Origin of the sequence: uncultured Planktomarina sp., assembly GCA_943788425.1 — a bacterium.
Classification (GTDB): domain Bacteria; phylum Pseudomonadota; class Alphaproteobacteria; order Rhodobacterales; family Rhodobacteraceae; genus Planktomarina.
The window spans coordinates 222,265-246,344 of the sequence record CALSQF010000004.1; the positions used below are offsets into that span (position 1 = coordinate 222,265).

Consider the following 24,080-nt stretch of genomic DNA (forward strand, 5'->3'; position numbering starts at 1 on the left):
AAATGCTCGTGCTCAAAGCGTGCCGGGGCGTCGGTATTCCAATGGCACAGGCGCAAGAGGTGGCTGTGGCGCTGGTCAAAACTCCGGATGCTTTGGAAGCTTTGCTGCCACATTTGGCCCAGCCGATCAAAACCGCGCAATTTGATTTTTCCGAAGGCTTGACTGTGCATGCGGCATCACTGCTCCGTGATTTTTCGGCCTGTGCGGATGCGGCGGCTCTCGGAGTGAAGCCGGTTCGTATGTGCGGCATGGCGGCCTGTGATCTGGCTAATGCGCTCGCGCGGTCCCGCGGCCTGTCGATTGCGGCTGACGGGGCGGATGTGGTGTTCATCGGACCAGAGGTGTTGCGTCCAGAGGTGTCGCGTGGTGTTGTGGCGCCGGAAATTTGGCAGCAGGTCTCCAGTTTCGCCGCATTGACCTATGTGCCCGAAACCGATGCCTCCCGCCTTGGAGGGGCTGGGGCTGGTTTGAATGATAATGACTAGGACGGGCTGAATACGTCCTCGTCATAACGCACATGTTCCAGATAGAGCCCATCGGGCGGGCAAACTGGTCCGCAGGCTCCGCGTTTGCGGGCCGCCAATGCCTCTGCAACCCGCTCGGGAGGCCAAGCGCCAGCGCCAACGCGTTCTAGTGTGCCGACCAGGCTGCGCACCTGATTGTGCAAGAAGCTGCGGGCTTTGACGTGGAAGCGAATCTCTTGGCCCTGCGGGTAATCGTGGGTGGTGATATCCAAGACATCCAAGGCTTTGATCGGGCTTTTTGCTTGGCACATGGTTGAGCGGAACGTGGTGAAGTCATGGGACCCCACAAGAAATGCGGCGCCCGCTCGCATGGCTTCTGCATCCAGCGGGTGTCTGGATTGCCAGACTAAACCGGCATCATGTGTCACCGGAGCAGAACGGCAGACGAGCCGAAACAGGTAATCGCGGCCAATGGCGGAAAACCGGGCATGCCAATCTGGATCCACTTGCCGGCAATCGAGCACGGCAATGCGATTGGGTTTCAGATGATAGTTCAGTGCGCCTTTCAGCTTTACTGGATCCCAAGGCTTGCGCATGTCGCAATGGGCGACCTGTCCCAGCCCATGCACGCCGGTGTCGGTGCGGCCAGCAGCGGCAATGCTTGGCAGATCGGGCTCCAGCTGTGCCAAGGCTTGTTCCAGCGCATTTTGCACGGTGGGCAGGTCATTTTGCCGTTGCCAGCCATAGAACCCCTGGCCATTATATTCAATTTTCAAAGCATATCGAGGCATGGGGTTGCCATTACCCCGCCGATGCGAATTTGGCAATTGCAGCAAAGCTCGACAGTTATCGTTTGGATGCGGCACGGTTTGCAGAGCAAAAAGCAGAACTATTTGATGCCGATGCAATGATGGAAGCGGCAGAGCGCGCGTTCTGGTCCCCGTTGGACCGTTTAGCCAAACAAAATATCGAGGCGGCGGCTTGGTAGGTGACAACCCTCACCGCCTTGATGCCGCTGGCTTTGGTGGATGTGATCGTAACATTGATCACGAATCTGCGGATGATCCGCAAAATTGCAGAAATATATGGTGGTCGATCAGGATTTTTCGGCAGTTGGCGTTTGACGCGTCTTGTCTTGGCGCATGTGATGGCAACGGGGGCCGTGGCCATTGGTGATGATCTCATCAGTTCGCTTGCAGGCGGGTCTATTTTGGCCAAATTCTCCAGAAAATTCGGCGAAGGAGTTATCAATGGTGCTTTGACCGCGCGCGTCGGCATCGCGGCCATTCAGCTGTGCCGTCCCCTCGCCTTTCAAGCCGGTGCATCACTCAGCGTGACTGGCATCATGAAGCGGGCGCTTTTGGGCGTTTTCGTGTCGGATCGGACGCGCTGAAGTGTTTTTCAGCCCTGTGGCAAACTCTCTGCGTCAAGCCAGTTGTGCAGCGGCACAGAGGGGCCTATAATCTGGGCAAGATGGAACGGATATTGATCATTCTACGAATTATATCCCCGGCACTGTGACAATGCAGCTGCCGGGCCATAGGCGTTGGAGCCCACCGCGCCGCCTTTCCCCAGTTTATAAAAGATGAGACGAGATATGTCCGAGCAAGCAACTGACTACAAAGATACGCTCAATCTGCCTAAGACAGATTTTCCCATGCGCGCCGGCCTGCCAAAGCGCGAACCCGAATGGCTGGCCCGTTGGGAAGAGATCGGCATTTATGACCGGTTGCGGGAAAAAACCGGTCGTGAAAGTTTTACCCTGCATGACGGGCCGCCCTATGCCAATGGCAACCTGCATATTGGCCACGCACTAAATAAAATACTCAAAGATATGGTGGTCCGCTCGCAACAAATGATGGGCAAAGATGCGCGCTATATCCCAGGTTGGGATTGTCACGGTTTACCCATTGAGTGGAAAATAGAAGAGAAATACCGAAAAAAAGGCCGAGATAAAGACGCGGTTCCGATCGTCGAATTTCGTCAAGAATGCCGGGAATTTGCCGCGGGTTGGGTTGATATCCAACGCGAGGAATTCAAGCGACTTGGCATCACCGGCAAATGGGAAAATCCGTATTTGACTATGGATTTTCATGCGGAACGGGTGATTGCGGCGGAATTTCAGAAATTTTTGATGAATGGCACACTGTATCAAGGTTCAAAACCTGTGATGTGGTCGCCTGTTGAAAAGACGGCGCTTGCGGAAGCTGAGGTCGAATATCACGACAAGGAAAGTTTTACAGTCTGGGTTAAATTTCAGGTGGTTGGCACGGGTGATGCGACATTAGACAGTGCCAAAGTTGTGATATGGACCACGACGCCGTGGACCATGCCGTCGAATAAGGCCGTGGTCTATGGTGCGGGAATTTTCTATGGGCTTTATGAGGTAATCGGCCGGCCTGAGGAATGTTGGGCGCGGATCGGTGAGCGGTTTATTTTGTCAGATGCATTGGCCGAAGATGTCTTGGGCCGTGCGCGGCTTGAGCCGTCGATGTATCGCCGCCTGTGTGATATCACGCCCGAGGATTTGGCGAAGATCCAGTTGCTCCACCCTTTGCATGGTGTTGACGGCGGTGAGGGCGAATGGGATGGCATCCGCGACTTCCGCGCGGCTGATTTTGTCACCGACAGTGAAGGCACGGGATTTGTGCATTGTGCACCCTCGCACGGGATGGAAGAGTTTGAGCTCTATCGCGACCTGGGCATGTTGGAGCAGGTGATTACCTATAACGTGATGGAAGATGGGCGTTTCCGCGCTGATCTGCCATTCTTCGGTGGCAAGGCAATTCTCAAGCCCAATGGCAAAGAGGGCAATGCCAATGGCGCGATCATTGAGAAACTCGCCGAAGTGGGTGGATTGCTTGCGCGCGGTAAAATAAAGCACAGCTACCCACACAGCTGGCGCTCTAAGGCGCCTGTGATTTACCGCAATACGCCACAATGGTTTGCCGCCGTCGACAAGCCGGTCAACGACGGGCAAGACACATATGGCCAGACCATCCGTGAGCGGGCGCTGACCTCCATTGACGAGCTGGTCACTTGGACCCCGACGACCGGGCGCAATAGGCTGTATTCGATGATTGAAGCTCGACCTGATTGGGTCTTGTCGCGCCAGCGTGCCTGGGGGGTACCTTTGACGTGTTTTACCAAAAATGGCAGCCTGCCCACAGATGACGATTATCTGCTGCGCAATGACGAAGTGAACGCCCGCGTATTGGACGTTTTTGAGGCTGAAGGGGCGGATGCTTGGTATCACGAAGGCGCAAAAGAGCGCTTTTTGAGCGATATTGTGGCTCCTGAAGACTATACGCAGGTGTTTGATATCCTGGATGTTTGGTTTGATAGCGGATCCACGCATGCTTTTGTCTTGCGCGACCGAGCAGATGGGTCTGAAGATGGCTTAGCTGACCTCTATCTTGAAGGCACAGATCAACATCGTGGATGGTTCCATTCCTCAATGCTGCAATCTTGCGGTACGCAGGGCCGCGCGCCCTATCGGGGTGTTCTTACCCATGGTTTCACGCTGGATGAAAAGGGCATGAAGATGTCTAAATCAATCGGCAATACGGTTTCGCCGGAGGATGTCACCCGGCAATATGGTGCGGATATTTTGCGTCTTTGGGTGGCGCAGTCCGATTACACCAGTGATCTGCGGATTGGTCCGGAGATTCTCAAAGGTGTGGCCGATAGCTATCGCCGTTTGCGCAATACGATGCGGTTTATGCTCGGTTCATTGGCGGATTTTACCCCAGCAGACCAGGTGGCCCCCGAGGCAATGCCGGAGCTGGAGCAATGGGTTTTGCATCGCTTGGCGCAATTGGATGCCAACGTGCGGGAGGGCTATGCGGCCTATGACTTCCAAGGGGTTTTCCAAGCCTTGTTCCAATTCGCAACCGTCGATCTCTCCTCATTCTATTTCGATATTCGCAAAGACGTGCTGTATTGTGATAGCGATACCCCAGAACGCCGCGCCGCTCGGACGGTATTGGATATCCTGTATCAACGTTTGACGACCTGGCTGGCCCCGGTTTTGACCTTCACGATGGAAGAGGTTTGGCTGGAGCGGCAAAGGGAGGAGGGCAGTTCGGTGCATTTGCAAGATATGCCGCAGACCCCTTCAAGCTGGTCCAATCCTGATTTGGCTGAAAAATGGTCCAGCATCCGCAAGGTGCGCCGTGTGGTCACCGGGGCGCTGGAAGTGGAGCGGCGTGAAAAGAACATCGGCTCCAGCCTTGAGGCGGCGCCGGTGGTTTATGTATCTGCAGATGTGGCAGAGGTGTTGAAATCTGTGAGCTTCGCAGATTTGTGTATCACATCTGGCATTGAAATTTCGACCGAGACAGCGCCAGAGGCTGCTTTTGTTTTGGAAGACACAGATGGGGTGGCAGTGTCCTTTGCCAAGGCCAGCGGTAAAAAATGCCAACGTTGTTGGAAAATTCTTCCCGATGTGGGTCGACACAGTAATGCCGGTGTCTGCGGGCGCTGCGATGCTGCGCTGCGCTAGGTCGCTATGTGATTTCGGGGCGGGGGGCCGTGCGCGCCCCGTTTTCGTTTGCAAAGTGCGGACGCCGTGACTGGGCTAGTGTTCAGCTCGGTAGTGTTTGCCGCCGTGTTGCATGCTAGCTGGAATGCTTTGGTCAAAACTGGACAGAACAAGCAATCGGGCATGCTGCTTTTGACTCTGGCTCACGGGTTCTTCGGGCTTTGTATTCTCCCCTTTGTTCCGGTGCCACAGGGCGCGGCATGGTTGTGGCTCACTGCCTCGGGCCTTATTCACATGTTTTACCAACTGTTCCTGGGCTTTGCCTATGAGCGCGGTGATTTAAGCCGGGTCTACCCAATCGCCCGCGGCGCTGCGCCGCTGATCGTTTTGATCGTCAGCCTCTGTTTTGGCATTGATTCGTTGCGTGGTTTGGATTTGCTGGGGATTTTGGTTTTGGGAATTGGGATCGTTTTGATGGCCCATGGGGTGTTCCGCTCTGGTGAGGATCGCCGGCTCATTCCCCTGGCGCTTGGGTCAGCGGTCGCCACGGCGGGCTATTCTTTGGTGGATGGGCTGGGCGCGCGTGTGATGGGGGATGCGCTGGCCTATGTCTCGTGGTTGCTGATTTTCTCGGCGGTGTTTTACACACCCGTAATTTTGGCGTTACGCGGTCGTTCGGTGCTTCCGCGGGGAGGCGGGCAGGTCGCGCTTGGATTTTTGGCCGGATTTGCTTCCTTTATTGCTTATGCGATTGTGGTTTGGGCGATGACAGAAGCGCCCATCGCCCTGGTCACCGCGTTGCGTGAAAGCTCCATTCTGTTTGCCATGCTGTTGGGCTGGTTTTTCTTCAAAGACCCGATGGGTCCGACCAAGAGTCTGGCTGGGCTGGTGATTGTCGCCGGGGTAGTACTCACGCGTTTTTAAGAATCCGCAGTCATTTGCTGGACAATACCGGCAAATAATAAGTATGCCGAACAGGCCACCAAGCCGAGATTGGCCACATAAACCTCGGTGAAATTGCCCCAAGCTGCCCAAGCCGCGAAGCCCACCCAAGCCAAAGCAATGGGCAGGGTCAAAGGGCGCCAGCGCTCCGTGCGCATGGGATGGACAAATTTAAGCGGCAGGAACATCGAAACGGCCAAGAGCGAAACTGCCGCAAGAATGACCCAATGGTTAGGTTCGGTGGCAAAGATTACAATCACCGCCATATTCCAAGCGCCTGGAAAGCCCTGGAAGGAGTTGTCTTTCGTCTTCATGCGCTTATCTGCGAAATACATCGCGCTTGCAAAGGTGATGACAATGATCGCTATCCAGCCGGACCACCCGGCCAACAGGCCACTGGCAAAGAGCGCATAGGCAGGAATGAATACATAGGTGAGATAATCAATGATCAAATCGAGCAGCACCCCGTCAAAAAGCGGTGCATTAGTTTTGACGTCATAGCGACGGGCCAAGGGGCCATCTATCCCATCAACGAAAAATGCGACCACCAACCAGACAAACATCATGTCCCATTTTTCATTGACCGCTTCCAGCATTGCCAATATTGCAAAAACAGCTCCAGTTGCAGTCAGCAAGTGAACCGCCAAGGCTTTAATTCGAATATCCATACACCCGTATAGGCGCAATTGCCATCAAGTGGCAATTAAGCTTTGGGATGGGCGGCGTTGTAAACATCCATCAAGCGAGCGGTATCGACGGCGGTATAGCTCTGCGTGGTTGAAAGCGAAGCATGGCCGAGCAGCTCTTGGATGGTGCGCAGGTCACCGCCGGCGCTGAGCAGATGCGTGGCAAAGGAGTGGCGCATGGCATGCGGGGTGGCGCTTGCGGGCAAACCCAATTGCATCCGCGCTATGCGCATGGATTTTTGAACTAATCCTGGCCCTAATGCGCCGCCGCGTTTTCCTCGAAAGATCGGATCTTTTGCTCCGATATGAAAGGGACAGAGCTCTGCATATCGCGTGAGAGCGGCACGGGCGACCGGTAAAACTGGCACCAAACGCTGTTTGCCGCCTTTGCCCGTGATGCGCAAGACTTCGGGCAAGGGATGATCTGCCCCGGTTAATCCGAGTGCCTCAGATATTCGCAGACCGCAGCCATAAAGCAGGGTTAAAACGGCCACATCGCGGGCGGCAATCCAATCTTCTTGGGCCTGAACCTCGACGGTCTTAATCATTGCATGAGCGGCATCCTCCGCCAGAGGGCGGGGCAATTTGTGTTCGAACTTTGGCGCGCGTGCCAATAAGACGGCTGTCGGTTCAAGCGCATGTCGCTCTGCGAGCCAACGAAAGAACGTTTTGACTGCACAGAGCGCACGCGCCAAACTGCGACTGCTCACGCCGCGGCTGCGCTCATGTGCCATCCAGGCACGCATGTCCCGTGTCGAAATGGCGGCCAGTGGCGCCAGCCCTTGCCGATCGCCGCTATGCTCGGCCATGAAAGCGGTAAATCTAGCCACATCGGTTGCGTAGGCAATAAGGGTGTTATCGGCCGCAGATTTCAAAGCGCGCTCATGCGACAGCCAATGCCGCAGCACGTCGCGAATGGCTGGTGATATCAAGGTGAGGTCAGACCTCTGTGACATCATCGCCCCCTATGCCAGCCACCGGCGCAGGGCGCGCTCAAAGATTGTTGCAAAAAATGTCAGCAAATCTGTTCCTTGGGCGGGAGAAAATTGCTCGGCATCTTTGGCCGCGAGGATCAACAGTCCGGGCAGGGTGCCCGCGCCAAAATCAAGCCGCAAACAAGCTTCAGACCCCACGGGTGTGACGTCTTGCGGATAGACAAAAATATCTGTGTCCGTGACGGTGCGCAGGGTTACTTTTTCCTCCAAACTTGGGGACAGGTAATGGGCGATGAAGCCCAAAGGCGCAGGTTTCACAACAGGGCCCAGCTGCGCGAGGCTGGGATTGGGACTTTGATTTTGAGTTTCTAGAATCAAACAGGCGTAATCTATCCGCAATATATCAACCATCTCTGTGCCGATCATGGTCAAGAACCCGCCAAAATCTGTCGGCTCCATGATTTTCAGTAAGGCCCGATGGACTTGTTGCGTGCCGGCGAGATTGTCGTAAGCGGCTGCAATAACAGAACGGTTGGTTTCCTCAAGCCGGCCCAATTGCGCCTCAAGCCGTCGCATGGCAACGCTGCGCAAGTCTACGATGTTCTGCCCTAAGGTTTCATCATGAGATGCCAGTAGCGCACGCATGACATCCGGGGCGTCAAGAACGATCCGTGGGTTCTTAGTGATGATATCACGTAAGATATCTTCGGCTTGTGCTGCGGTTTGCGGTGTCATGGCTGTCCCATTCACTGATGCGATGGTTGTCCTACATGGGCTGCGGACAAGTTTACCATAGGTTAGAGAATTTTCTGACCTGTTTTTGCCCAATCCGACATAAATTGCTCTAAACCCTTGTCGGTTAACGGATGATTTGCAAGGGACTTGATTACATTTGGCGGCGCTGTGATCACATCTGCTCCAATTAAGGCCGATTGAGTGACATGGTTAACGGTGCGGATAGAAGCTGCCAATATTTGCGTGTCAAATCCAAAGTTATCATAAATCTGGCGGATATCTGCGATTAAATCCATACCGTCGATGTTCACGTCATCTAGGCGGCCGATGAAGGGGCTTATGAAGGTTGCCCCGGCCTTGGCGGCCAAAAGCGCTTGGTTGGCGCTGAAGCAGAGGGTGACATTCACCATTTTGCCTTCACTCGACAGGGTCTTACAAGCCTTGAGACCGTCCCATGTCAGCGGCAATTTGACCGTGATGTTTGAGGCAATTTCCGCCAGCTTGCGCCCTTCGGCGATCATATATTCCGCTTCGGTCGCAACCACTTCGGCGCTGACCGGGCCGGAGACCAATTGGCAAATCTCGCGTGTAACTTCAATAATATCACGGCCAGATTTTAAAATTAAAGAGGGGTTAGTTGTCACCCCGTCGACCATGCCTAAATCGTTCAATTCGGCAATTGCGTCTATTTCAGCAGTATCAACAAAAAATTTCATGGCGTATGTCCTTGATAGGTTGGCCCTCGTTGGGGCAAGCTTTATCGGAGTTTTTAGGGCACTAAAAGCCCTGCTGTTAAGGAAATGTCGTGTCAGAGCCCCAATTTTTTCATCAAGGTGACTTGGTCGCCGTCCTAACCAGCCAACCGCTGGATAGGGTGCTTGATTATAAGGCGCCGGAAGGTGGATGCTGGCAGGGGGCTTTCGTTGAGGTACCTTTGGGACCACGAAAGGTCTTAGGTGTCGTTTGGGGGGCTGGCGCGGGGGATTATGACCACGCCAAGATCCGCCCCGTGATCCGCGTGCTTGATGTGGCGCCCATGCAACAGAGTATGGCAGAATTCCTGCGCCGGGTCTCGGACTATACGCTCACACCTATGTCGAAAATGCTGCGCTTGGCCACGCGCGCGCCGGGCTTGGGCGATCCGCCCTCGATGCGGCAGGTTTACCGCTTGGGTGCGCAGACCGAGCTTCGAATGACCGCCGCAAGGCAAAAAGTGCTCGCGGTTTTGGAAGAATTTGCAGAGCTGAGCTTTACGCTGAAGGAACTGTCAGAGGCGGCAGGCGTGACCGCATCGGTGGTTAAAGGCCTGGTGAAACTGGGAGCAGTGGCAGAGATGGCCACGCCGCAAGACATGCCCTTTGCGCATTTAAACCCGGGCTTGCCCGGCAAGAGCCTGTCAGAGGATCAGGCCCATGCGGTTGCACAATTGCAGGCAAATACCGTGGGCTATCGCACGACGCTTTTGAAAGGTGTCACGGGATCGGGGAAAACGGAGGTCTATTTGGAGGCGGTGGCCAGCTGTCTCAAAGAGAGGCGACAGGCCTTGGTTTTGTTACCTGAAATCGCTTTGACAGCAGAATTTTTAACCCGTGTGGAGGCCCGCTTCGGCGCGCGCCCAGCGGAATGGCATTCGGGCGTTACGATGACGGAGCGCCGCCGCACTTGGAAAATGGTAGGGCAAGGTCACGCGCAAATGGTTGTGGGCGCGCGGTCGGCCCTGTTTCTTCCGTTTCAAGATTTGGGCCTGATCGTCGTCGATGAGGAACATGACAGCAGCTACAAACAAGAAGACGGCGTGCTGTATAACGCGCGCGACATGGCTGTGCTGCGCGCGTCTTTGGTCGGCGGGCAGGTGGTGCTGGCCAGTGCAACGCCCAGTCTCGAAAGTTGGGCCAATGTGGAGGCCAAAAAATATACGAAAATCGAACTGAAAAGTCGCTTTGGTGTGTCGGTTTTGCCGGAGATGATGGCGATTGATATGCGGCAAGAAAATTTGCCGGCGGACCGATGGATATCTCCCAGTTTGCAAAAGATGGTTGAGGCACGCATCTGGGCGGGGGAGCAATCTTTACTTTTTATCAATCGCCGTGGTTATGCGCCAATCACCCTCTGCCGGGCTTGTGGCGATCAAGTGGGCTGCGATCACTGCGATGCGCGGATGGTCGAGCATCGCTTTCAGAAGCGTTTGATGTGTCACCAATGTGGCGCAAGCAAGCCAGTGCCAAAAATTTGCCCCAGTTGTGCGGCGGAGAATCGTTTGGCTGTGGTCGGGCCTGGTGTGGAACGGTTGGCGGAAGAGGCCACAGCGCTCTTTCCTGAAGCGAAAGTCGCGGTTCTCTCGTCAGATTTATTTGGCTCTGCCCGCGCACTTAAGGAGCAAATTGCCAAACTCGCGGCTGGTGAGGTGGATGTGATCATTGGAACGCAGCTGGTCGCGAAAGGGCATAATTTTCCAAAGTTAACCTTGGTCGGTGTGATTGATGCCGATTTGGGGCTGCAAGGTTCAGATTTGCGAGCCGCAGAACGTACCTTTCAGCTTATGCGCCAAGTGGCTGGACGTGCCGGTCGGTCTGACAAGCCGGGCGTTGCGGCATTGCAAACCCATCAGCCTGAACACCCGGTAATTCGTGCAATTCTGGACGGCGATGAAGAGGCCTTTTGGAGCGCTGAAGCGCAAGCGCGTGCACAGGCCGGTGTGCCGCCATATGGTCGTTTGGTCGGGGTTGTTTTATCTTCGCCCGATGCGCAGGAGGCTTTTGAGGTGGCGCAGGCCATGGCGCGCAATTGCCAGCCCTTGACGGATATCGGCGCACAGATCTTTGGGCCGGCACCGGCCCCTATTGCCCGCATCCGCGGGCGCCACAGGGTGCGTCTCTTGATCAAGGCGGAAAAAAACGCCCCTATTCAATCAGCTTTGAGCGCTTGGTCGGCCCAATTCAAATTTCCTAATGCGCTCCGCTTATCGATAGACATTGATCCGCAAAGTTTTTACTGAAAGACCCCTGCATAACCCAGCTGCCAGACTAAATGGCTTTGCCGGGTGATGACACCGGGCTGCGCCTGGCTATTGTGCCGCAATGCCGTCCGGGCCGGGATCGGTGAGGGCCACAATATCGAACATGATCCGATTGAGCTCAAAGTCCTTGGGCGTGTAGATGCGCGCGATTCCCATTGCGCGGAGCTTGTGTGCATCTTCATCGGGAATAATCCCGCCCACGATCACCGGAATATGGTTCAGCTCAGCCGCGCGTAGCTTGGCCATCAACTCTTCCATCAAAGGCATATGTGAACCGGAAAGGATAGACAGGCCGATCACGTGCACCGCGCCGTCGCGCGCGGCTGTGATGATCTCGTCTGGAGTGAGGCGGATGCCCTCATAAGAAATCTCCATTCCGCAATCACGGGCACGGGTTGCTATTTGCTCTGCGCCGTTGGAATGCCCATCCAGACCCGGTTTGCCCATCAAAAACGTCAGCTTGCGTCCCAGTCGATCGCTGACCGCCGCGACTTGATCGCGAATGTCATCTAAGCCTTCCGTACGATTGGACGGGGTGCCGCTGACACCTGTAGGGCCTCTATATTGACCGAATGCTTGGCGCAGTACATCGCCCCATTCGCCCGTGGTGACCCCGGCTTTCGCGGCGGCAATAGAGGGTGGCATAATGTTGCTGCCATCGAGCGCGGCTGTGCGCAGATCCTGAAGCGCATCGGACACGGCTTGCGCATCTCGCGCATCTCGCCAGCGGGTGAGGCGCTCGATTTGCTCGGCTTCGGTCCTGGGATCCACTGTCATGATCGCATCATCGCCCGAGGTGAGCGGGCTGGCTTCGCCGTTCTGATAGGCGTTGACCCCGACCACAGTCATATCGCCGCTCTCAATTTGCCTAATCCGCGCGGCGTTAGATTCGACCAAACGCGATTTCATATATTCGATCGCCTCCACGGCTCCGCCCATAGAATCGATAAGCGCCAGCTCCGCCCGTGCGCCTTCCTTGAGAGCTCCGACTTTGCGTTCCACCGCGGGATTTTCGTCAAACAGATCTTCATATTCCAATAGATCGGTTTCATAGGCCATAATTTGTTGCATCCGCAGCGACCATTGCTGATCCCAGGGGCGGGGCAGGCCCAAAGCCTCATTCCAAGCGGGCAATTGCACAGCTCGGGCGCGGGCCTTCTTGGACAGGGTAACGGCCAGCATTTCAATCAAGATTCGATAGACGTTGTTTTCCGGTTGTTGTTCGGTCAGGCCCAGAGAGTTGACCTGAACGCCATAACGAAAACGCCGCATCTTCGGGTCGCTCACCCCATAGCGCTCGCGGCAGATTTCATCCCACAGATCAACAAACGCGCGCATTTTGCACATTTCAGTGACAAAACGGATGCCGGCGTTCACGAAAAAGCTGATCCGCCCAACCATCTGTCCAAAATGTTCTTCGCGCACTTTGCCTTTGAGGTCGTCCAAAACTGCAGTTGCTGTTGCGAGGGCGAAGGCCAGCTCCTGCTCTGGTGTCGCGCCGGCCTCTTGCAAATGGTAAGAGCAGACGTTCATCGGATTCCATTTAGGCAGGTGCGCGCGCGTGTAAGCGGCGATATCCGTGATCATCCGCAAGGAAGGTTTGGGCGGACAGATATAGGTGCCTCGGCTCAGGTATTCCTTAATGATATCATTTTGCACAGTGCCTTGTAGCGCGCTGATATCGGCGCATTGTTCACCGGCTGCGGCAATATAAAGCGCCAGCAGCCAAGGTGCTGTGGCATTGATGGTCATGGAGGTGTTCATCTGATCAAGTGGGATATCTGCAAATAGCGTGCGCATATCCCCCAAATGGCTGATGGGCACGCCTACTTTACCGACTTCTCCGCGCGCTAAGATGTGGTCGCTGTCGTAGCCGGTTTGTGTCGGCAGATCAAAGGCTACGGATAGGCCGGTTTGCCCTTTGGCGAGATTAGAGCGGTACAGAGCATTCGAAGCCTCGGCCGTAGAATGGCCTGCATATGTTCGAAACAACCAGGGACGATCTTTTTGCACTTGGGTCATGACGAGCCTCTCATTCTTGTGTACGAAATATAATTGCGCATTTCAATTTAATGGAGGAATAATCCCACCCTGTCAATTCGCTGCAACGCGGCAATTTTTCCATCTGGCGCAGACCTGCCTTTTCAGGCAGGTTGGCCGGATGTTTGAGACAATCGAGCTTCCGATGTGGTTTGTGGTGATCGCGGCGGTTTTTGCTGCGATTGCCGCTTTGGAGCGGGCCTTGATTCCTTCGGTGCGGTGGTTTTTCCGGCGCAGAATGCAACGAGTGGTCAGCCGGTTGAACGCGCGTTTAGACCGTCCAATTGAGCCGTTCAAATTGGCCCGCCGCCATGATATGATTCAAAGATTGCTTTATCATCCAGATGTGATGCAGGCGGTCAATGATCATGCCTCCAAAAAGGGCATCCCGGAGAATGTCGCCTTTCAAGAGGCTCGGAAATACGCGCGAGAAATTGTACCGTCTTTTAGTGCGACGGTCTATTTTACCGTCGCCAGCACTATTGCTCGCTTTCTCAGCGAGACGCTCTACAGGGTGCGAATTGGGCGTTTTGAGGATGTCTTGAGCGGTCTAGACCCCAAGGCAACTGTGGTGTTTGTCATGAACCATCGCTCAAATATGGATTATGTTCTAGTGACTTATCTGGCCTCAAAACGATCTGCTTTGTCTTATGCGGTGGGCGAATGGGCGCGGATCTGGCCGATCAGCTTGCTCATTCGCGCAATGGGCGCATTTTTTATTCGCCGCAAGTCGCGAGGGTCGCTGTATCGGCGGGTTCTGGCCCGCTATGTGCAAATGGCGACGCAGGGCGGGGTGACGCAAGCGGTGTTTCTTGAGGGCGGTCTGTCACTGGATGGGCGTTTGGCGCCGCCGCGTTTGGGTTTTCTGAACTATGTTATTTCCGGTTGGGAACCGCAGACTCGGGACGTAATTTTCGTGCCAGTCTCGATCAATTACGATCGGGTCTTAGAGGATTATATTTTGTTGGCCGCTGGCAAGCGCGGCCAAAGGCGTTTTGGCGCCAATATCTCAGTGATTGCGCGATTTATGGCGCAGCAATTTTGGCTTTGGTTGACCGGCCGGTATAAGCGCTTTGGGTATGCGGCGGTCCATTTTGGCAGGCCGGTTAGCCTGGCAGACTTCCATAGACGGGGTGGGGGCACGATCTCCTCGCCTGTGCTTGCAAGCGAGATCATGGCGCAGGTCGAGGCCGGCATTCCTGTTTTGCCAGTTCCACTAATCTCATTGATACTCATTAATAAAGCGCCTCTGCGCGCATTGGAGCTCAATGCGGCATTTGTGGCTGTGATGCAGGCGGTTGAGCCGGAGTATTTGCCAGCCACTCCAGATGCTTGGACGGAGGCGGCGGAAGCGGGCGTGCTGAATTTGATGCAGCGTAAGTTGATTGTGCATGACGCGGGGCGTTATGTTATTACCGAGAAAGGAAAATCTGTCCTGCCCTATTATATGGCCAGCCTATCTCATATATCAAAAATTTTAGCTAAGTAATTAAATTACAAATTAAAGCAAAAATTGGTTGCAATATTACGCAATGGATTTTACCCATTGAGGTGCAGGTTGATTCTGCATCGCAGCAATATCGTAAGGGGCCTCTCATGCCATTTGATTCAAACTCACCCTTGACCACCTATACCGCGGAGAAAAAAGACCTCTATGACTTGGGCGAGATGCCGCCCTTGGGTCATGTACCAAAACAAATGTACGGATGGGCCATTCGCAAGGAGCGCCATGGCGAACCAGATACGGCCATGTTGCAAGAAGTCTTGGATGTGCCGGAATTGGACAACTACGATGTTTTGGTCTTGGTGATGGCGGCCGGAATTAACTACAATGGTGTTTGGGCCGCATTGGGCGTGCCAATCAGCCCTTTCGATGGCCACAAGCAACCTTATCACATCGCGGGATCTGACGCGTCGGGCATCGTTTGGGCCGTGGGCTCGAAAGTCACGCGCTGGAAAGTGGGCGATGAGGTTGTCGTCCATTGCAACCAAGACGATGGTGATGATGAAGAATGCAATGGCGGTGATCCGATGTATTCGACGTCCCAGCGCATCTGGGGCTATGAAACCCCTGATGGCTCGTTCAGCCAGTTTACCCGGGTTCAAAGCCAACAGCTCATGCCGCGTCCGCAGCATCAAACGTGGGAAGAGAGCGCCTGTTACACGCTGACCTTGGCCACGGCCTATCGAATGCTCTTTGGTCACGCGCCACATGAGTTGAAACCGGGTCAAAACGTATTGATTTGGGGTGCATCGGGCGGGCTGGGCTCTTATGCCGTGCAATTGGCCAATGTGGTCGGTGCCAATGCCATTGGTGTCATCAGTGACGAAAGTAAACGTGATTTTGTCATGGGGCTGGGCGCTAAAGGCGTGATCAACCGCCGTGATTTCAATTGCTGGGGAGCAATGCCCACTGTCAATACCCCGGAATATGCGGCTTGGTTCAAAGAGGCCCGTAAATTCGGCGCGGCGATTTGGGAGATCACAGGTAAAGGCAACAACCCCGATTTGGTGTTCGAGCATCCCGGAGAGAGCACCTTTCCTGTCTCAACCTTCGTATGCAAAAAAGGTGGCATGGTGGTCATCTGCGCTGGCACCACCGGTTACAATTTGACCCTTGATGTGCGCTACATGTGGATGCATCAAAAGCGCCTTCAAGGCTCTCATTTTGCCAATCTCAAGCAGGCCGCCGCGGCCAATCGGTTGATGTGTGAAGACAAGCTGAACCCATGTTTGTCTGAAACCTTTGATTGGATCGACCTGCCTGGAGCACATATGAAAATGCGCCGCAATGAGCATCTGCCGGGCAATATGTCAGTATTGGTGCAGGCGTCCCGTCGCGGGTTGCGCACTATTGAAGAGACGCTCGCGGTTGCACGGTAAAATAGTCTCTGGGAGCAATTAATTTGCTCCCGGCCACCGGGGACGCGCAATAGCTCTGGCCCCACGACAAGCCATTGGCTAAACAAAGGCATGTCACAGACCCCAATTTCCTATTCCGAAGATCAGGCTCAGGCCTATGATACCATAAGTGAAATTCTGCGCTATGCGGGCGTGGATCTAACCAATGGGCGCGTGACCCCGCCGCCAGCGGGTAAAGACAATGTTGTTGCCGTCATCGGCAAGGCTGGATCGGGTAAAACTCTGCTTTTGGCGCAGCTTTATCATGGGCTGAAAGACGCGGGGCTGAACATCGTGTCCGAAGACTATGAACCCCGGGCGCGCAAAGACCGCCGTACCTTGGCGATTTTGGCGCCCACCAATAAAGCCGCGAGCGTGTTGCGCAATAGAGGTGTGCCAGCGACGACCATTCACCGCATTCTCTATACCCCGATGTATGATCCCGAGTATGCGAAAATCGCAGATTGGCTCGGTGGCAATGGCGCGCGCCCCGAGGTCGAAGGGGTCAGTGACCTTGCATTAGACCGGGCATTGAGCTTTTTCTCTTCTAATGCCTCTATTCCCGGCGCTTTGGCGGCGGCGGGGCTGCGCGGTTCGGACTTCATTACCGGATGGAAGCGCCGTGAGGAGCCTTTGGATGTCGGTTTTGTTGATGAAAGCTCCATGCTGGATGCGCAGCAATTGGAAGATCTCAAAGAGATTTTCCCCACATTGATTTTGTTTGGAGACCCGGCACAATTGGCGCCGGTGAACCAATCCGGGGCGATGGTGTTTGACGCCTTGCCGAAGGAGCGGCGCTTGGTGTTGAGCCGGGTACATCGCCAGACTCAGGACAATCCAATCTTGGATCTGGCCCATGCTTTGGGCGACCCCTCTTTGCAGTTTTCTGATTTTGAGCAGATGGTGCAGGACGCATCCAAGCGCGATGATCGGGTGGTGATTGGCCAAAGGGTTGAATCTGACCTCATGGCTCGGTCGCCCGTATTGGTGTGGAGAAATGTGACTCGGATCAAGCTCATTCAAGCGTTCCGCGGGGCCTATCAAGCCCCCATGGAGGAGCTCTTGCCGGGCGAGCCGTTGATTTGCGATGGAATCGAGCTTCCTCTGAAGCACCGCAAAAAGCGGTTGGATCTGGAGGCGCGCGGTCTGATCAAAGGCGCGCAGGTGGTTTATCTTGGTCCTGGCCGTAAACCTGGATTTTCGCGCCTGCATGTCATCGGTGCAGAGCAACCCCAGCTGAGTGCCGCCAGTATCGTCAAGATTGAAATGCCCGATGAGGAAGAACCCTTCATTCCTTTCGCCGCCCGCATGGGGGCCACTTTTTTGCATGGTGCAGCGGTGACGATTCACAAGGCTCAAGGCTCTCAATGGGATACGGTACAGGTGTTTGCGCCGGATATTTTTGTCGCCGCCCGCATGAACCGTACAGAGGCGGGCACCCAGCTTTGGAAACGTTTGGCCTATGTGGCGATCACACGAGCTGAGAACCGGCTCATTTGGGTTGTGCGCAACCGGCTGGCGCGTCCGAGTAGCGCTCTGGTGGTCGATGACTTGGCGGCAGATGTGCCGAATTTTGAATTGACGATGGAGCCGATTGAAGATCAAAAAGACGGTGCATTCTGAAGCAAAACGTGGCGGGCCCGCCAGAACAACCGTGTTGGTACTGAATTCCCGAGGACCTGTATGTACAGGTGGGCGCCAGGTAAAAGAACCAGGGTTCAATCAGAGCCAGCTCCCTCGGATTGCGTATGGCCACTGGAATTTGACCGCTTTCGAGAAGGGCAGAACCCGCCGCTGTTTGAGATAGGCTTTTGCACGGGCTTGTGCAAGGGTTCACTCGATAATCGGTGCACCACCGGCTTGGGTGAATTTTGCGATTGTACCCTCCATGCGGTCCACCCGTTCTTCTGCGCCAGGTGGGGCGGTGAAGTCGTGCAATATTGCCTGCCATTTCGCCGTGGCCCGAGCTTCGGCGGTCAATGCGCCATTTTTCTGCCAAGTGCCAAAATTTGTCAGATCCGCATTTACAGGTTCCAGAAAAGCTGTGCTATAATTCTTTAAGGTCTGATCTGTTTCGAAAAAATGTCCGCCTGGAGCCACTTGTCCTATGGCATCCAGCCCAATGGCTGCTGCATCCGCAGCCACTGGTTTGCACAGATGCGCAATCGCTTGCAGCGCTTCAATGTCTTGGATGAATTTCTCAAAGCCAAATGTCAGCCCACCTTCAAGCCAGCCAGCCGCATGGATGATCATGGTTGCATTGGCTTGAAGACAGCCCCAGAGCGACATAACGGTTTCATGGGTGGCCTGCATGTCATTGGTATTGGCTGCCGCGCCGGCGGCTGAACGCCAGGGCAGGCCGATATGACGGGCCATTTGCCCCGAGCCGATCGACATTTGAATATGTTCCGGTGTGCCAAAACTTGGTGCTCCAGATTTCATATCTACGTTTGAGCCAAAGCCACCGTACATCACTGGAGCGCCAGGTTTGGCCAATTGATTGAGCGTAATGGCGGCCAAAGCCTCGGCATGTTGCAAGGTCAAAGCCCCGGCGATCGTGATAGGCGCCATAGCACCCGCCAAACAAAACGGCGTGACAATGCACATTTGACCGGCGCGGGCGAAGTCTATCAAAGCCTGCGCCATAGGCCGGTCCAGCATGCGCGGGGAGTTTGTATTGATGACCGTGGAGCAATAGGGCGCATCGCTAAATTCAGCAGCGCTGAGACCCAGGGCGGTTTGGATGATCTCAAAGCATTCCTTTACCTGCTGCCGGCCCCGACCATAGACGGTCACGGCCTTATCTCCCAATCCCATTTGCGTTTGCATCATTGCGTAGTGGCGCAAATGCACTGGAATGTCTTGCGGTTCGGGCGCAGGGGTGAGCTTGTGGATGACGTCGAAGCTCTGCATTAAGCGTACGGCATCTTGATAGCTCGCCAGATCACCAGGCCTGCGGCCTCGGATGGCGTCGCTGACATTGGGGCAACCGCCGCCGGGGGTAAAGATCAACTGTCCCGGCGCGACAGGCAGATTGCGTGCGCGATTGGGTGCGTGCAGGGTGAAGGACTGTGGCGCAGAAGCCAGGGCGGCCTCCACCATATCCGAGCCGATCCGCAGCATGTCCCCAGAGACGGCAGCGCCATATTTGGCGAAAAGCTCAATCGCTTCGGGCAAAAGGACTTTGATTCCAAGATTTTGCAAGACCTCCAAGGCCGCTTGATGGATGGCCTCCACGCGATCTTGCGAGAAAATATTTTGCGGCTCAAAAGGATGCCGCAGGACCGACCAACTGTGCGTCGAATCGGCCGCTTGTCTGGTTTTGCGGCGTCTCATGCCCGTCACGATAACCGCGTTTGGGCCGCGCGCAATAGGCAGCTTGCCCTTGCGCCGCTTTCCTATTCGTCCATAAATGGCGCATGGATGAAAGCAATCTTTCAAATCTGATGCCGGGCCAGCTTCTGGCGCGGGGCGTTTGTCGCCATTTGCTGAGCTATGATTTTGTTTCAGTCGAAGAATTGGTGCCAACACCAGGTCGCCGCGTGGATGTAATGGCGTTGGGACCGAAGGGGGAGATATGGATTGTCGAATGCAAATCTTCCCGCGCAGATTTTCAATCCGACCATAAATGGCAAGAGTATTTACAGTGGTGTGACAGGTATTTTTGGGCGGTCGACCAAGAGTTTCCCAGTGAAATATTGCCTGGTGACACGGGGCTCATTATGGCCGATGCCTATGATGCGGCGATCCTGCGCATGGGGCCGGAGCATAGGTTGGCACCCGCCCGGCGCAAAGTCATGATCCAAAAATTCGCCCGCCATGCCGCAAGACGGGCACAGGTCAGTCGCGACCCCGGCGTGGCGCGCTTTAACGGTTCCTCGTGACGGATATTGCGGCTATTTTGCCACCGCTGCGGCTGCCCGGGCCGCGGCCATTATTTCTTCTGCAATATCATGGGCTTCGTCAATTTCAAAGTCCATCGGGATTTCAGCATCGCCGGCAGTGACGAAAGATCCGTACCATGCCTTGATCCGTGGGGCCAATTTGCAAATTGGCTTCGATGTCTTTTTCTATGTTGATGCCCATGGGTGTGCCTTTCGCTCTATGTCCTTGGGGTAAGGGGCTTTTGAGATATGATCAAGGGTCTTTCCGGCGGCTTTCACGCAGGTTTAAGCCTCCGCTTGGGTCCGCAGGTGCATTTTCTTGCATTTTGCTTGGCCGATGGCGTTTATTGCACACTCGAGCCCTTGCATTCACGCAGCAGCCCCGCTAAATCGCTCTCAGTGCCGCCTTAGCTCAGTTGGTTAGAGCGCCTGATTGTGGATCAGGAGGTCCCTGGTTCGAGACCAGGAGGTGGTACCATTTATTATAATTTTATAACTGAAAATCAAATGCATAGGAAGTTCATTGCAATTTTATAGACCTTTTTATGTACCTTTGGTTTAGCTTGTTGCGCTAATTAAGCGTAGTATGTACCCACTAACGTGCCATCAGCGCAATAAATTTTATATAGCCGCTTGTTGCGCGTAATCTTCCTCTCTAGCTTATGTAACCTGGTTTTGTGATTATGCATTTGAATTCTCCAGCACCTGAAGCCTTTGTTCTATCTCAGTCAACTCAAGAGTGCGTCTATAGCTATCAATCAATCCCATAACCCTTGTCCCTTCGATGGGTGTAATGGTTCCGTCGCTTACTGCGCTTAAAACGCTTCCTGCGGCTTCTGAGGCGTCCATAGCGTCGAGCATCTGGGGCAGGGGGAAGACAACAGGCTTATCTTTCATTGGGGGTGCTATGCGGTCCATACAAAGCCTCAGAGCAATGCTATCGCCGTCCAACGCTTTCGCTATAGCAGTCTGGGTTAAAGCCTCTGCTTGGCCCTGAAGTAGGCTTTCAATTGCAATAGTTGCTTTATTGCGAGAACCTTTCGGGCGCCCTAAGTTTCCATCGGAGAACTTACCATCCGTATTTCTGCCGTTTTTCATATCTACTGCTAACACAAATTTAGCTTGCTTTGAAGTTTTGTATGAATTTGAGTGCTGTAGCTGTGAGTGAGCCTGAAAATACTCCACCTTTACTCAGGTCTCAATTTCAAGCCAAACCGTGCCGCTGCTCTCGCTGAGTGGCGCCAATTATTGAGCGCATAGATTCAGGCTGCGCTAGCAATCCGATGCGAGTTCTCATTTGTCTGACTGCACCCTATGCAAGCCTCACACGCTTTTGGAGGTAGTAGGCCTGGTAGCTAGAGGTGGGGGTAACACCAAAGGCTAAATCATAATTTTTGCCTGTTTTGCTGCTCAAATAAAGCAATACCTGCAAATACAAAGATCATCGCAGCAAGGTGGTAGGTACTGAAACTTTCGCCCAATAGCATCACAGCAATAATGGCGGAAAAAACAGGCACCAAATTGGCATATAAACCGGCGGCCCCAGAACCTATAAGATCAACGCCACGCATGAAAAATACCTGCGCAATAAACGAAGGGATCAGAGCAATGTAAAGAATAATAAACCACCCCTTTGTTCCAGGCATGGCCGTTCCAAATACTGCATTTTCAATTACCATAAACGGTATAGTCATCACGAAAGCTGCGACTGCAAAATAGCCCAACATAACAAGGCCCGAAACCTTAGGCCGATCTTTCAATCCAATTGTATAACCTGCATAAAAGAAACATGCGATAAGCATCAACAAGTCACCAGTGCTAAAGGCTAAGAGCATCAGGTTTTCAATTGAGCCTTTAGAAACCATCACAACTACACCGATGAACGTCATTAAAAGTCCGAAAGTTTGTAATGTGTTAATGCGAGAACCAAAGATAAAAAATGAACCAAGTAGGATCATACCAGGCATCGTGCTTTGTATAATACCCAAGTTTACCGCGGTTGTGCTGTGTGCTGCGATGTAGAAAAGCGCATTAAACATACTCAATCCAAAACCACCCATCAGAAAAACCCATTTAAGCCTTTTACGAATGTTGGGCCATTCCTTGATCATCTCTTTACCATGAAGGGAAAAGACAAATATTACGACCAAACCCCAGCGCAAGAAAATTAACATCATTGGCGAAACTTCGCCAACCGCAAGGCGACTAGCGACGGTATTAGTACCCCAACCAAAAGTGGCGAGACAAAGGACTATCGGAGCATTGGCATAAATGCGCGAGAAAAGTTGTAACGCCATATGTGGATCTGTAAAACATTCGAAAATTTGAGCAAGATATTTCATACGATATAATAAATTAATCTTTGCCGTTTTGTTTGGAACTTGAAAGATTTTATCAATTGAAAATTTCAACACATACTTTGAACCAACCCAGACATCCCGGACATCTGGACACCCCTATAGGGGTGTGTCCGTGTCTGTCCGGTCCAGGAATGTCGACGGACATAGTGGACATTTCCGTCATTACTTCCGGCTTGATTGATCAGCTTGGTGCGCGTCATAACTTGCGCCCAACTCGGCTCTTAAAAAGTCCCCGAAATTCAAAGGATCGAATTTTGGCGCACCGGTCCCTGGCAATGGCGCGACAATGGTCGAAATATTGGGATCAAAGAAGAATGGCACCGAATAACGCTCCCGTCCGGAGGTGTTGATAACTCTGTGAGGGGTCGACAATAGCTTCCCATTCGACATGCGGTGCAACATATCACCAACATTTAAGATAAAGGCGTCCTCACGCGGTGGCACATCCACCCATTTACCCGCCGGAGTTTGCACCTGTAAGCCGCCAACGTCATCTTGCGCTAGAAGTGTCAAACACCCAAAGTCTTTGTGAGGGGCTGATCCGTACAAATCCTCAGCTGCCTGAGGAGGTTGCGGTGGATAGTGTAGCAGACGCAGCCAAATCGTTGGCGTGTCAAATGCTTCGAGGATCCCTTGTTCCCTAACGTCAATTGCGTCCAGCGCCAATCTCATCAGCTTATGTGCCAGCTCTGTCATCGCTTCTGCATAGGCTTCACACACATCTTGAAACCCTTTCAGAGCAGGCCATTGGTTTGGACCCGACAAGTAGACGTCTGAACGAGCAAATTCATCTTCTCGCATCATCATAAAAGACGTAGACTGGTTAGGTTTCGTCACGTCTGCGAGATCAGAGTTCACATCAGTAGATGTATTGATAGCGATGTAGCCCCGATGGTTCTTATCTAGTGCGATCGCCTGCTTCTGCGCTTCCGAAAGGGTATGAAACTGCTTCGAAGCCGCGAATATGCTCTTACGAAGCTTTGGGTCCACGCCATGGTTGATGATGTAACCAAAGCCCGTATTTCCGTATGCATTTGCAAAGTCGATGGTCAGCTGGGTTTTGTCGCCACCATTCGTCAACGGCGCAAGGTCCAGCACCGGTATTTCTGTAAACTCAGCCATAGCAATCTATCCTACCCACCTAAGCCCAATACTGTCGTCTTGAAACTACAAAGACAATCCTCTCAGCGCCCATATTAGCTTCGTACAAGCGTAATAGTCTTTGTTTTGCCACATGATGATGCTGACGTTAAACACGCTGTAAGAGCCTCTGTGTGGGCCTCCGATGGGACCCTCCAGGAAGCTAGGACAGGTATCGGTATGGGTTGGTTTGGGCTACGGCCTACAAGACAAAAAATAAGTTTGCGGGCGGGTTAGTTCTTTGGCAGTTTGGAAAGTGAGGAGACCCATTGGAATGGTGAAAAGTAGAATTGAAGAAACTGAAGAAGAGTTTGATGCTCGGATGGCAGCGATAAGTTCTGAAGCTAAGAACGCTAATAAACCGCAAGCTAAGCCAATAGAAAGCTCAAAAGAAGTTTTTGGGGCGCTGTTTTCAGCATCGCCTAAAGAGGACTAACAGCTCCATGAAACACCTCATCAAGCCAACACGGGCGATCCACTTTATGGTTCTGGCG

Annotated in this window: 21 protein-coding genes, 1 tRNA gene and 1 pseudogene; 12 read left to right on the forward strand and 11 right to left on the reverse strand. The window is 53.6% G+C overall.

The window, feature by feature from the left end; genetic code table 11:
• Positions 1 to 2: 2 nt before the first annotated feature.
• On the forward strand, positions 3 to 485 hold the full coding sequence (locus tag ABLW18_RS04345; RefSeq protein ID WP_347823633.1) for a hypothetical protein: 483 nt from the start codon (positions 3 to 5) through the stop codon (positions 483 to 485).
• Here the strand turns inward: ABLW18_RS04345 and truA are convergent.
• Positions 482 to 1,255, reverse strand: a complete 774-nt coding sequence (gene truA, locus ABLW18_RS04350; protein ID WP_347823634.1) for a tRNA pseudouridine(38-40) synthase TruA — start codon at positions 1,253 to 1,255, stop codon at positions 482 to 484. The two genes, ABLW18_RS04345 and truA, sit on opposite strands and share 4 nt — an antisense overlap.
• 29 nt (positions 1,256 to 1,284) lie before the next feature.
• On the opposite strand from truA, the gene ABLW18_RS04355 reads away from it, so the two are divergent.
• From ABLW18_RS04355 to ABLW18_RS04370, 4 genes are all read left to right on the forward strand, one after another.
• The gene (locus ABLW18_RS04355; protein ID WP_347823635.1) at positions 1,285 to 1,452 is read left to right on the forward strand and encodes a hypothetical protein; all 168 of its coding nucleotides are present in this window, start codon (positions 1,285 to 1,287) and stop codon (positions 1,450 to 1,452) included.
• Positions 1,453 to 1,857 (forward strand): YcjF family protein, encoded by a 405-nt coding sequence (locus ABLW18_RS04360; protein ID WP_347823636.1) that lies wholly within the window; start codon positions 1,453 to 1,455, stop codon positions 1,855 to 1,857.
• A 204-nt stretch (positions 1,858 to 2,061) separates the two neighbouring features.
• Positions 2,062 to 4,968, forward strand: coding sequence for an isoleucine--tRNA ligase (gene ileS / locus ABLW18_RS04365; RefSeq protein ID WP_347823637.1), 2,907 nt, complete (start codon positions 2,062 to 2,064; stop codon positions 4,966 to 4,968).
• 66 nt (positions 4,969 to 5,034) lie between these two features.
• Positions 5,035 to 5,871, forward strand: coding sequence for a DMT family transporter (locus ABLW18_RS04370; RefSeq protein WP_347823638.1), 837 nt, complete (start codon positions 5,035 to 5,037; stop codon positions 5,869 to 5,871).
• Here the strand turns inward: ABLW18_RS04370 and ABLW18_RS04375 are convergent.
• From ABLW18_RS04375 to fsa, 4 genes are all read right to left on the reverse strand, one after another.
• Positions 5,868 to 6,557 (reverse strand): CDP-alcohol phosphatidyltransferase family protein, encoded by a 690-nt coding sequence (locus tag ABLW18_RS04375; RefSeq protein ID WP_347823639.1) that lies wholly within the window; start codon positions 6,555 to 6,557, stop codon positions 5,868 to 5,870. The two genes, ABLW18_RS04370 and ABLW18_RS04375, sit on opposite strands and share 4 nt — an antisense overlap.
• Positions 6,558 to 6,592: 35 nt before the next feature.
• Positions 6,593 to 7,531 carry a tyrosine recombinase XerC gene (locus ABLW18_RS04380; protein ID WP_347823640.1) on the reverse strand — a complete coding sequence of 313 codons (939 nt, stop codon included), beginning with the start codon at positions 7,529 to 7,531 and terminating at the stop codon, positions 6,593 to 6,595.
• A gap of 9 nt (positions 7,532 to 7,540) precedes the next feature.
• Positions 7,541 to 8,245 carry a DUF484 family protein gene (locus ABLW18_RS04385; RefSeq protein ID WP_347823641.1) on the reverse strand — a complete coding sequence of 235 codons (705 nt, stop codon included), beginning with the start codon at positions 8,243 to 8,245 and terminating at the stop codon, positions 7,541 to 7,543.
• Between the two features lie 62 nt (positions 8,246 to 8,307).
• A complete protein-coding gene (fsa, locus tag ABLW18_RS04390; RefSeq protein ID WP_347823642.1) occupies positions 8,308 to 8,961 on the reverse strand; it encodes a fructose-6-phosphate aldolase in 654 nt (217 codons plus the stop codon).
• Between the two features lie 89 nt (positions 8,962 to 9,050).
• On the opposite strand from fsa, the gene ABLW18_RS04395 reads away from it, so the two are divergent.
• Positions 9,051 to 11,240 carry a primosomal protein N' gene (locus ABLW18_RS04395; RefSeq protein ID WP_347823643.1) on the forward strand — a complete coding sequence of 730 codons (2,190 nt, stop codon included), beginning with the start codon at positions 9,051 to 9,053 and terminating at the stop codon, positions 11,238 to 11,240.
• A 69-nt stretch (positions 11,241 to 11,309) separates the two neighbouring features.
• Here ABLW18_RS04395 and ABLW18_RS04400 read toward each other — a convergent pair whose 3' ends face one another.
• Positions 11,310 to 13,283 carry a protein meaA gene (locus ABLW18_RS04400; RefSeq protein WP_347823644.1) on the reverse strand — a complete coding sequence of 658 codons (1,974 nt, stop codon included), beginning with the start codon at positions 13,281 to 13,283 and terminating at the stop codon, positions 11,310 to 11,312.
• A gap of 139 nt (positions 13,284 to 13,422) precedes the next feature.
• On the opposite strand from ABLW18_RS04400, the gene ABLW18_RS04405 reads away from it, so the two are divergent.
• The 3 genes from ABLW18_RS04405 (at position 13,423) to ABLW18_RS04415 (ending at position 17,825) form a co-directional block, all read left to right on the forward strand.
• A complete protein-coding gene (locus tag ABLW18_RS04405) occupies positions 13,423 to 14,790 on the forward strand; it encodes a 1-acyl-sn-glycerol-3-phosphate acyltransferase (protein WP_347823645.1) in 1,368 nt (455 codons plus the stop codon).
• Positions 14,791 to 14,897: 107 nt separating this feature from the next.
• Entirely contained in the window at positions 14,898 to 16,184 is a 1,287-nt protein-coding gene (gene ccrA, locus ABLW18_RS04410) for a crotonyl-CoA carboxylase/reductase (RefSeq protein WP_347823646.1), read from the forward strand.
• 90 nt (positions 16,185 to 16,274) lie between these two features.
• Positions 16,275 to 17,825, forward strand: coding sequence for an AAA family ATPase (locus ABLW18_RS04415; RefSeq protein ID WP_347823647.1), 1,551 nt, complete (start codon positions 16,275 to 16,277; stop codon positions 17,823 to 17,825).
• Positions 17,826 to 18,035: 210 nt separating this feature from the next.
• Here ABLW18_RS04415 and ABLW18_RS04420 read toward each other — a convergent pair whose 3' ends face one another.
• Positions 18,036 to 19,538 (reverse strand): trimethylamine methyltransferase family protein, encoded by a 1,503-nt coding sequence (locus tag ABLW18_RS04420; RefSeq protein WP_347823648.1) that lies wholly within the window; start codon positions 19,536 to 19,538, stop codon positions 18,036 to 18,038.
• A gap of 83 nt (positions 19,539 to 19,621) precedes the next feature.
• On the opposite strand from ABLW18_RS04420, the gene ABLW18_RS04425 reads away from it, so the two are divergent.
• On the forward strand, positions 19,622 to 20,086 hold the full coding sequence (locus ABLW18_RS04425; protein ID WP_347823649.1) for an MmcB family DNA repair protein: 465 nt from the start codon (positions 19,622 to 19,624) through the stop codon (positions 20,084 to 20,086).
• Positions 20,087 to 20,098: 12 nt separating this feature from the next.
• On the opposite strand, the pseudogene ABLW18_RS04430 reads toward ABLW18_RS04425, so the two are convergent.
• A pseudogene (locus ABLW18_RS04430) lies at positions 20,099 to 20,288 on the reverse strand (DUF6324 family protein).
• Between the two features lie 199 nt (positions 20,289 to 20,487).
• Between ABLW18_RS04430 and ABLW18_RS04435 the strand changes: the two are divergent.
• A tRNA-His gene (locus ABLW18_RS04435) sits at positions 20,488 to 20,564 on the forward strand.
• 203 nt (positions 20,565 to 20,767) lie between these two features.
• On the opposite strand, the gene ABLW18_RS04440 is transcribed toward ABLW18_RS04435, so the two are convergent.
• The 3 genes from ABLW18_RS04440 to ABLW18_RS04450 all read right to left on the reverse strand — a co-directional run bounded on the left by ABLW18_RS04440 (position 20,768) and on the right by ABLW18_RS04450 (position 23,568).
• Entirely contained in the window at positions 20,768 to 21,184 is a 417-nt protein-coding gene (locus tag ABLW18_RS04440; RefSeq protein WP_347823650.1) for a hypothetical protein, read from the reverse strand.
• A gap of 287 nt (positions 21,185 to 21,471) precedes the next feature.
• Positions 21,472 to 22,497, reverse strand: a complete 1,026-nt coding sequence (locus tag ABLW18_RS04445) for a DMT family transporter (RefSeq protein ID WP_271508886.1) — start codon at positions 22,495 to 22,497, stop codon at positions 21,472 to 21,474.
• 111 nt (positions 22,498 to 22,608) lie between these two features.
• Positions 22,609 to 23,568 (reverse strand): 2OG-Fe(II) oxygenase family protein, encoded by a 960-nt coding sequence (locus tag ABLW18_RS04450; RefSeq protein WP_271551036.1) that lies wholly within the window; start codon positions 23,566 to 23,568, stop codon positions 22,609 to 22,611.
• 292 nt (positions 23,569 to 23,860) lie between these two features.
• On the opposite strand from ABLW18_RS04450, the gene ABLW18_RS04455 reads away from it, so the two are divergent.
• The gene (locus ABLW18_RS04455) at positions 23,861 to 24,022 is read left to right on the forward strand and encodes a hypothetical protein (protein WP_271551038.1); all 162 of its coding nucleotides are present in this window, start codon (positions 23,861 to 23,863) and stop codon (positions 24,020 to 24,022) included.
• Positions 24,023 to 24,080: the final 58 nt, after the last annotated feature.

Bases quoted from the DNA above. Each gene is read 5' to 3' on its own strand.
- ABLW18_RS04345 (WP_347823633.1), top strand. From the start codon at position 3: ATGCTCGTGCTCAAAGCGTGCCGGGGCGTCGGTATTCCAATGGCACAG.
- truA (WP_347823634.1), bottom strand. From the start codon at position 1,255: ATGCCTCGATATGCTTTGAAAATTGAATATAATGGCCAGGGGTTCTAT.
- ileS (WP_347823637.1), top strand. From the start codon at position 2,062: ATGTCCGAGCAAGCAACTGACTACAAAGATACGCTCAATCTGCCTAAG.
- ABLW18_RS04375 (WP_347823639.1), bottom strand. From the start codon at position 6,557: ATGGATATTCGAATTAAAGCCTTGGCGGTTCACTTGCTGACTGCAACT.
- ABLW18_RS04380 (WP_347823640.1), bottom strand. From the start codon at position 7,531: ATGTCACAGAGGTCTGACCTCACCTTGATATCACCAGCCATTCGCGAC.
- ABLW18_RS04385 (WP_347823641.1), bottom strand. From the start codon at position 8,245: ATGACACCGCAAACCGCAGCACAAGCCGAAGATATCTTACGTGATATC.
- fsa (WP_347823642.1), bottom strand. From the start codon at position 8,961: ATGAAATTTTTTGTTGATACTGCTGAAATAGACGCAATTGCCGAATTG.
- ABLW18_RS04400 (WP_347823644.1), bottom strand. From the start codon at position 13,283: ATGACCCAAGTGCAAAAAGATCGTCCCTGGTTGTTTCGAACATATGCA.
- ABLW18_RS04405 (WP_347823645.1), top strand. From the start codon at position 13,423: ATGTTTGAGACAATCGAGCTTCCGATGTGGTTTGTGGTGATCGCGGCG.
- ccrA (WP_347823646.1), top strand. From the start codon at position 14,898: ATGCCATTTGATTCAAACTCACCCTTGACCACCTATACCGCGGAGAAA.
- ABLW18_RS04415 (WP_347823647.1), top strand. From the start codon at position 16,275: ATGTCACAGACCCCAATTTCCTATTCCGAAGATCAGGCTCAGGCCTAT.
- ABLW18_RS04420 (WP_347823648.1), bottom strand. From the start codon at position 19,538: ATGAGACGCCGCAAAACCAGACAAGCGGCCGATTCGACGCACAGTTGG.
- ABLW18_RS04425 (WP_347823649.1), top strand. From the start codon at position 19,622: ATGGATGAAAGCAATCTTTCAAATCTGATGCCGGGCCAGCTTCTGGCG.
- ABLW18_RS04440 (WP_347823650.1), bottom strand. From the start codon at position 21,184: ATGAAAAACGGCAGAAATACGGATGGTAAGTTCTCCGATGGAAACTTA.
- ABLW18_RS04450 (WP_271551036.1), bottom strand. From the start codon at position 23,568: ATGGCTGAGTTTACAGAAATACCGGTGCTGGACCTTGCGCCGTTGACG.
- ABLW18_RS04455 (WP_271551038.1), top strand. From the start codon at position 23,861: ATGGTGAAAAGTAGAATTGAAGAAACTGAAGAAGAGTTTGATGCTCGG.